Origin of the sequence: Sutterella sp. KLE1602 (assembly GCF_001578585.1) — a bacterium.
GTDB classification, from domain to species: Bacteria; Pseudomonadota; Gammaproteobacteria; order Burkholderiales; family Burkholderiaceae_F; genus Sutterella; species Sutterella wadsworthensis_A.
This window is the reverse complement of sequence record NZ_KQ968547.1, coordinates 1-7,789: the sequence shown is the minus strand read 5'-3', so window position 1 is coordinate 7,789 and position 7,789 is coordinate 1. Positions and strand designations below refer to the sequence as shown.

The following is a 7,789-nucleotide window of genomic DNA, read 5'->3' as shown; positions in this document are numbered from 1 at the left end:
GTTAAAACCGCGGGTTTTCTCGGCTCGACTTTATAAATTTTATTGTTGGTGCGCTTTTCCCTCCTGTCCCAGAACATCCGGCCCCATCCCCAGAATGAAAAACGGGCCCCGAAGGACCCGTTTCCCAACACTTGCCTGAGCTTGACCGACTTAAGCGCAGAGCCTTTCGTCCTGCACCCCGACGAGGCGTTCGGGGTGCGTGTAGACGTTGGGACCGCCCGCACGTGCAAAGGCCGCAAGCGTCATCCCGCAGCGTTCGGCCGTTCTCACGGCGAGCGCCGTGGGGGCCGAAACGGCAAAGAGGATCTCGACGCCGCACATGGCGGCCTTCTGGACCATCTCGTAGGAGGCGCGGGAGCTCACGACGAGCGCGCCGTCCCGCCAGCCCTCGCGCGCGCGAAGGCCGAGGAGCTTGTCGAGCGCCACGTGGCGGCCAACGTCCTCGGCGCCGCCCGCGGGCGTGCCGTCGGGTCTGATCCAGACGGAGGCATGGGTGCAGCCCGTGAGCGCGCCGATGCGCTCGAAGCGCTTCAACTGCGCGACGGCGTCGCGGTAGAACCTCATGTCGAAGGTCTGCGTGGCAGGCAGATCGGGCACGGGGCGAAGCGCATCGCCGAGGCTCTCGACGCCGCAGATGCCGCAACCCGTGCGCCCGAGCATGGCGCGGCGGCGGGCCTTGAAGTTGTGGAAGGCTTCGGAGCTGATGGTGATCCTCACCTCGCGGCCCGAGCCGCAGGCTTCAACCACCTCGACGTCGTAGATGTCCGAGACGGACTCGACGATGCCTTCGGTGAGGCTGAAGCCGGTGCCGAACTCCTCGAGCATGACGGGAGAGGCCATCATGACGGTGTGGGAGATGCCGTTGTAGACGAGCGCGACGGGCACCTCTTCGACGACCACGTCCTCGGTCTCGAGGCTCATGAAGTTCTTGAGGACGGGCACGGTCGAGACCGCGCCGGGGAAATCGTTCGGAAGACAGGGCATGTTGCGTCTCCGCAGAATGCGGGCATCCGTCCCGAAAGGGAGCGGATGCCCGGCTTGAGTTCACGGGATCCGGGTCATCAGAGACCGTGGAGCTGGCCCGCATAGAGGATGAAGAGACGCAGGCACATCATGCCGGCCACCGAGCACAGAGCGCTCAGGTAAAACGACATGAGGCCGCCGCCGATCAGGCCCAGGACGAGCGGTCCGCAGAAGCCGACGCACACGACGCCGACCCAGAACTCGATCGCCCAGGCGCCCGTCGTGAAGGCCGCAAAGGCGGCCTGCGCGGCGGCGTTCCCGTTGACGAGGGCCACTGCGATCATGAAGATGCAGAGCGCCTCGGCCGCCATCACGGGCCATTCGGCCGCGTGAAGGAGGTGCTGGTCGCAGCTCTCGTGCCTGTCGCCGAAGGCGAGGCAGGCGAAAGCCTTCGTTGCGGCCATGCCGGCGGAGAGGCCCGACGCCACGAAGAGCGCGGGAAGCACCGCCTGGTTGATCAGCGGGAAGCGGATGAGCGCCGAGATCAGGAAGCCCGTGTACGCGCAGATCGTGAGCGCGAAGACGAGCGCGATCCACTGCAGCACCACGCGCCAGCCGTCGAAGAACCCGACGATGCCGTCGAGGAACCCAAGGCCGACCTTCGGGAGAAGGCCGCGAAGCGCCACGAGCGTGAGGATGCAGACCGTCGGGATGTAGACGAGCAGCGCCATCACGCCGAGACTCATCACGGACGTGGGGTTGTAGTAGATCAGAATGCGCCAGAAGTTGAACGGATTCGTCAAGTCGAGGACGAGGCAGACCATGCCGAGCAGGATGGTCGCCGCGCCGATGACCGACGCCGCCTTCAGGACGGGCGTGTTCTCATGCGCCTGCTTCCTGTAGAGGTTGAGGATGACCGCAGCCGCGACCGCGCCGCCGGAGATGCCTGCAAGGAACAGGTACACGGCGATGGGCCAGGGCCAGGCAATGCCTTGGGAGAGGCCGATTGCAAAGTTCATGTCCATGTCACGCCCCCTTCTTCACGAACGGAATGTACCTCAGGCTCGGACGGGTGCCGAGCTCGGGGCGGATGCGGACCGTGTCCTTGGCGCGGATGAGGCGGCTGATGTACGAGTACGGATCGTTCACGTTGCCGAAAACGAGCGCATCGTACTTGCAGCTCTCCACGCAGGCGGGCTTGCGGCCCTCTGCGAACCTCGTGTGGAGGCAGAAGTCGCAGTTGTCCGCGACCTTCGTCTCCGCGTTGATGAAGCGCGCGTTGTAGGGACACGCCACGATGCAGTACTTGCAGCCCACGCAGCGGTCGGGGTCCATGGTCACGATGCCGGTTTCCGGGTCGTGATGGGCCGCGCCCGTCGGGCAGACGGTCACGCAGGGCGCGTCCTGGCACTGCTGGCACGAGACGCGGACGTACTTGCGCTCGCAGTCGCATTCCTCGAGCTTGCCGCAGATCGGGCACGGCTCCTTGCCGATGACGCGGTGCGACTTCGACTGGCGCTCCATGAGAAGGCGCGAGATGCCGGGAGGCAGATGGTTGGCCTCGTTGCAGGCGGCCTTGCAGTCGCCGCAGCCGACGCACTTGTTCTGGTCAAAGACCATCGCATAGTGCGGCTCGCGACTGCCCGAAGCCTCCGAAGAGGCCGCAAGGGCGGCCGCTTCGGCCGAACCAAGGGTCACGACGCCCGCACCGGCTGCGCCCAGCAGGGCGCGTCGGGTGATTTTAGTCGTCACGATTATTCTCCTGAATGGGCGGGAGGCCGCCGCGGACCGTCATGCGACGGCCGCATTCGCGGCGGCGCCCGCCTCACCGAGAGGACGCTTCAGGCGCCTCTCAGTAGCCGCCCTTGTCAAGGAGCGTCTGTGCCTGGTCGATGTAGCTCAGGGCCGACTTCACGCGGTCCTGGAGGTAGTGGGAGGCATGAGCGCCCCAGCTGCCGTCCTTTTCGATCAGGTCGGAGACTTCCGTGGCCTTGTCGAGAAGCAGGCGGATCTGCGTCTGCTTCTCGTACGGCAGCGCCGTCACTTCAAGGAGCTTCGAGACGCGCTCGACGCCGCCCTTGATCTGCTCGTAGCCGTCCTTCACGGGCTTCTGCCACTTCATGACTTCGCCGTAGACCTCCTTCTCGTCCTGATAGACGAGGCCGGGATCAAGCTCGCTCGTGGCCTTGGAGTGGCAACCGCGGCCCTCGGCGACCGTGTAGTCGGCGGGCGCATTGCGCGCGCAGCTCCACATCAGGTCGACGTAGCCGTGACCGTCCTCGTCCTTCGAGAGGACCCAGGCGCCGTCCTTGTCCTTCGTCCAGGTGGAGGCGTCGGGGCTCACGTTGATCTTGTACGTGTGCAGGCGGCGCACGGCGTCCATCTTGCCGTTGCTGCCGTCGTTGGGGCCGGCGGCCGTGTTCGGCATGTGGCAGACCGTGCACTCGTACTTGCTGTGAGACTTGGTGTGGCTCACCACGTAGGCCTGGGTTTCATGGCAGTCGCCGCATTCCTTCTTCATCGGAGGATTGGTGACGGGAACCATCCAGTCCGGGCCGCCCTGCTTCTGCTGGTCGTGGCAGGAGATGCAGGTGACGCCCTTTTCATAGTGGAAGCTGGAGACGTGCTGCTCGAGCTTCTCGTTGTAGACCTTGGCGAGAATGGCCTTGGATTCTTCGGCAGTCCTCTGCTGGGGCGCGATCGCGTCCTTGCCGAGGGACTTGACGAACTCGTCGTGGCCCTTGAGGTCGAACTCGACGGGAGTCTGCGTTGCGAAGGCCGCGGAGGCGGCCAGGGTGACGATGCCGAGCGCGACGGCCTTCGCCGTGGATTTCATCTGGAATTTCATTTCAATTCTTCCTGGTTTTACAACGGGCTACGGATTCATCACGGCGCCGACGTCCTGCTCTTCGGCAAGGAATTCGGCGTAGCCGTCCTCGAGGTACTTGTTCGAGTACAGGAAGACGGTTCCTATGGAGCTCGTTGTAAATCGAATGTCCTGCTTTTCTGGGTCCTGGGCGATCATCTTGAGCATCTCCTGGAGCTCCTCGGCCTCGATGCCGAAGGGAGGCTCCTCAAAGACGCCGATGGCCACCGGACGCGGATAGACGCGGCTCGACTCGCGGATCATGTCGACCACCTGCTCGACCGGGTTGTTCTCGGCCGAGAGGATGCGCGCGTACGAGCAGGAAAGCAGCGGACGGTAGTGGTAATAGGTCACCTTGTCCCAGCTTTCCAGAGAACAGACGCCGTAGTCGCCCTCGAGCACGCGGGAGAGCACCTCGTCGAAGTACTCGCGCGTGATCTCGCGCGCCTCGCCCTCGGGCTCCGTCTTCGCGTCGGCCGCCTCGGCGGCCTTCACGACGCTCGCAACGTTGCCCGCGAGGAGGTTCTGGATCACCTCGCGGCGCGAGAAGACCCGGCGCTGCGCCTTCTGGGTCGCAACCTCGTCGGCATGCGCCTTCATCTCGCTCTTGCTGCGGAACTTCACCACGTTGGCGGAGACGCCGTCAGTGCGGCCAAGGACCGCGTCGATGTCGGCTTCGGCTTCGCGCACGAGCTCGTCGACCTCGGGCGCTTCGGCGACGCTCGCCCTCTTTGCGAAGCGCTCAAAGAGCGTGTCGCCGTCGATGAGCTTCACGTCGCGGCTGCTGTCGGCCACCGTGTCGATGAGGACGAGCATGTCGGCCTTGAGCTGCGAGAGCCTTGCGGCCTCGCGGGCAGCTTCTTCGTCCGCCGGGGTCTGGGCGCCTTCGGGCGCCGGATTCATGTTCTCTTGCATCTTCATCCGTTCCTTGCCCATGACTTAGAGAAGACCTTCCTTCTTCATGACCGGAACGGCCTTGGCGAGACCGTACTCATTGAGGCACTTTTCCGTCGGAGCGCCGGTCTTCACGTCGAAGTCCATGAGCTCGAAGAAGAGGTCGAAGCTCTTCTCGATGTCGTCGTGCTCCATGCGGATCGTCCCCTTCGTGAACGGGGCGCGACCCTTGGCGTCGTCGAAGATCCAGTCGGGATAGCGGTCGTGGACGTGGCGCATGTCCTTCGTCTTGAGCTGGCGCATCGTGTAGAGGCGCTGCAGCAGGAAGGCGCGCAGGCCGGCCTTGTCGAGCTCGTCCTGGGTCATGGAGATGCCGGTCACGGCCTTGAAGACCTTGCTTTCCATCTCGATGTCACCGATGTAGCCGCGCTCGCGAAGCGGAGAGAGTTCCCACGGGGCCGTCCAGGAGCAGATGCCGAGCATGTCGTGCAGCTCCTTGCGGGCGATGACCCAGCGCAGGCGGATCATCTTGTACTTGTTGGTCGGACGATAGTCGCCGATGCCGTCGACGGCGGAGCCGTCGCCCCAGAACTTCGCGGCGATCTCGCGCTGGAGCTCCAGCGGCAGACCGGAGGTCGAGAAGTTGATGTGGCCGTGGCTCATCGGATCGCGGTTGTACATGCAGTTGAGAACCGTGCCGATCTGGCCGTCGTTTTCATTGCCGTGGTGCTTCGGATGGCCGACGGACCAGTAGAGCGTGTCGTGGTTCTTCTTCCATTCGTCTTCGGTGAGGCCGAAGTGCTCGAGCATGACGGGCGTCGTCTCGCCCATCCAGCGGCCGAACTCGCCCTTGCGGTAGGCGATGCGCGGCAGGATGTCCTGGAGGATGCGCGGATCGGGATTGTCGATCTTGGACCAGTCGATGCTCTTGTACTCCTCTTCGGGCAGGTACTTCTTGAAGTAGCCCTTGGTGTACATCGTGCAGAAGTCGCGGTGGAGCTGGCCGTAGTTGCACCACAGGCCCAGATCGTCCATCGTCTGGCTGCCGACGAGGCAGGCCTCGCGGGAGACGGGCTTCATCAGGTCCTTGAGGAGCGACGGGAAGAACCAGCGGCCGTAGAGCGCCATGCAGGTCTGTTCGGTGATGGCGTTGACGTTGTACTTCGCGGCCGTTTCATCGTCGCGGATCACGGAGTAGCAGCGGATCGGGCAGGCGTAGCAGCCCGTGTTGCGCACCGTGTAGTTCCACATCGTCGGGCCCATGTAGAACTCGGACGAGCAGGTGCGGTAGCCGATGTGGTTGAGGTTGTGCGGGTCCATGTCCGCGTCGGTGAGCATGACGGGCGGATTGGCGGCACCCCACTTGGCACCCGGGAAGGCGGACCAGCGGCTCGCAGGCGTGTGGTACTCGAACATCGGATGCGGCTTGCGCGAGACGATGGAGTGCGTGTGCGCGCCGAGGATCTTGCGGTGGGAGTCGATGAGCTCCTCCCATTCCTTCGGATCGGCGTGGATGTGGATGGCCTGGTTGCCGTAGACGACGATGCCCTTGAGGTGCTTCTTGCCCATCACGGAGCCGAGACCGCCGGCGGAGTGGCTCTTGTCGACCATCATGTTCGACATCGGCACGAGGTTTTCACCGGCCTGGCCGATCACGCCGAAGCTGGCTTCGGGTGTCGTTTCCTTGGCGAGGACCTCGGCGGAACGGCGGGTGCCCTGCCCCCAGGCAGCGGAGGCGTCGCGGATCTCGACCTTTTCGTTGTGGATGTAGAGGTAGACGGGGCTCTTGGCTTCGCCTTCGATGATCACGAAGTCCCAGCCCGCGAACTTGAGCTTGTGGGCGAGTTCGCCACCGACGTGGGCGGAGGCGATCAGAGAGCGCGGCCAGGCGGTCGGCCAGAGCGTCGTGATGGCGGTGCGGCCGGAGCAGATGGCGCCGGTGCCCGAGAGCGGGCCCGGAGCGATCACGAGCTTGTTTTCAGGTGCGTAGCAGTCGGTTTCGGGCGGAACTTCGTCCCAGAAGACCTTGTAGCCGAAGGCGGTGCCGCCGATGTAGCCGTCAAAACGCGGGAAGGTCGGCTCGACCGTGATCTTGCCGGTCGTGAGGTCAACGCGCAGACCCTTGCCGGTGTAGCCGTATTTCTTGTTTTCAGACATTTCTAGCTTCCTCTAATCAACGATGGCAGATGCTGCACTGGTCGCGGTTTTCCTGCGGCAGGTAGCCGTGGATGCTCTGGCGCGGTTCATCACCCGTGCGGTCCATCCAGGGCACGTAGCGGATGGCGGCGGCCGGACAGTGCTTGACGCACTTGGGCTCCCCGTCGCAGAGGAAGCACTTGCTGGCCTTCTTCTCCTCGACGTCGAAGGTCATCATGCCCCACGGGCAGGCCTTTTCGCAGAGGTGGCAGCCGATGCACTTTTCCTTGTCGACGCGGCGGGCGCCCGTCTTCGGATCGACCACGATGGCGCCCTGCGGACAGGCGTTGGCGCACGGCGTCGGATGGGCGCACTGGCGGCAGGTGTCCTGAACGACGATGCCGTCGCCCCAGATGCCCTTCGTCGGCGGATAGACGTTCGTGCCGGCATGGCCGAACATGACGTTGCGCGTGATCTTGATGCGGGCCAGACGCGGGTCGGCCTTGCCTTCGTTGAACTCGGTGCATGCGAGCTCGCAGCGGTGGCATGCAACGCAGAGGTTCGGGTCGCAGATGAGGATGCCCTTGGCGGTCTCAAGCACGATGTAGGGACGCACGCCGCTCGCGGCGCGCGCCTGGTTCATCATGCCGATCGCAGCCATGACGGACGTAGCCTTAAGAAAGCCGCGGCGCGTGAAGTCCTGCGGCAGGCTGAGCTTGGACAAGAAATCCTGAAGCTCCATGGTGTTTCTCCTGATTGTTGTTTTACAAAAGACCGGTCCGGGTGTTCCGGTGCGAGGGGCCGGACCGGCGGCGCCCTGTCGGGCAGCCGGTCGTTGTCGGAGATCACAAACAAGTCGCGGAGTCCTCATCGGGATGAGAAATCAGCATTTTTTTGGGTTCATCTCGGAAGTCCGTGGAACGCGGCCTT

The 7,789-nt window shown here is 64.1% G+C and carries 7 protein-coding genes; all 7 read right to left on the bottom strand.

The features are described from left to right. Nucleotides 1-150 precede the first annotated feature (150 nt). A complete protein-coding gene (gene fdhD, locus HMPREF3036_RS07355; RefSeq protein ID WP_197457955.1) occupies nt 151-984 on the bottom strand; it encodes a formate dehydrogenase accessory sulfurtransferase FdhD in 834 nt (277 codons plus the stop codon). Nucleotides 985-1,061: 77 nt separating this feature from the next. Next, nucleotides 1,062-1,988, bottom strand: coding sequence for an NrfD/PsrC family molybdoenzyme membrane anchor subunit (gene nrfD, locus HMPREF3036_RS07350; RefSeq protein WP_062333058.1), 927 nt, complete (start codon nt 1,986-1,988; stop codon nt 1,062-1,064). Nucleotide 1,989: 1 nt separating this feature from the next. Then, nucleotides 1,990-2,715 (bottom strand): 4Fe-4S dicluster domain-containing protein, encoded by a 726-nt coding sequence (locus HMPREF3036_RS07345; RefSeq protein WP_369818387.1) that lies wholly within the window; start codon nt 2,713-2,715, stop codon nt 1,990-1,992. A 100-nt stretch (nt 2,716-2,815) separates the two neighbouring features. Continuing rightward, a complete protein-coding gene (locus HMPREF3036_RS07340) occupies nt 2,816-3,811 on the bottom strand; it encodes a cytochrome c3 family protein (RefSeq protein WP_062333054.1) in 996 nt (331 codons plus the stop codon). A 27-nt stretch (nt 3,812-3,838) separates the two neighbouring features. Further along, nucleotides 3,839-4,744 carry a hypothetical protein gene (locus tag HMPREF3036_RS07335; protein ID WP_156469771.1) on the bottom strand — a complete coding sequence of 302 codons (906 nt, stop codon included), beginning with the start codon at nt 4,742-4,744 and terminating at the stop codon, nt 3,839-3,841. Between the two features lie 24 nt (nt 4,745-4,768). Beyond that, a complete protein-coding gene (locus HMPREF3036_RS07330) occupies nt 4,769-6,880 on the bottom strand; it encodes an aldehyde ferredoxin oxidoreductase N-terminal domain-containing protein (RefSeq protein WP_062333050.1) in 2,112 nt (703 codons plus the stop codon). 16 nt (nt 6,881-6,896) lie between these two features. After that, a complete protein-coding gene (locus tag HMPREF3036_RS07325; protein ID WP_062333047.1) occupies nt 6,897-7,601 on the bottom strand; it encodes a 4Fe-4S dicluster domain-containing protein in 705 nt (234 codons plus the stop codon). Nucleotides 7,602-7,789: the final 188 nt, after the last annotated feature.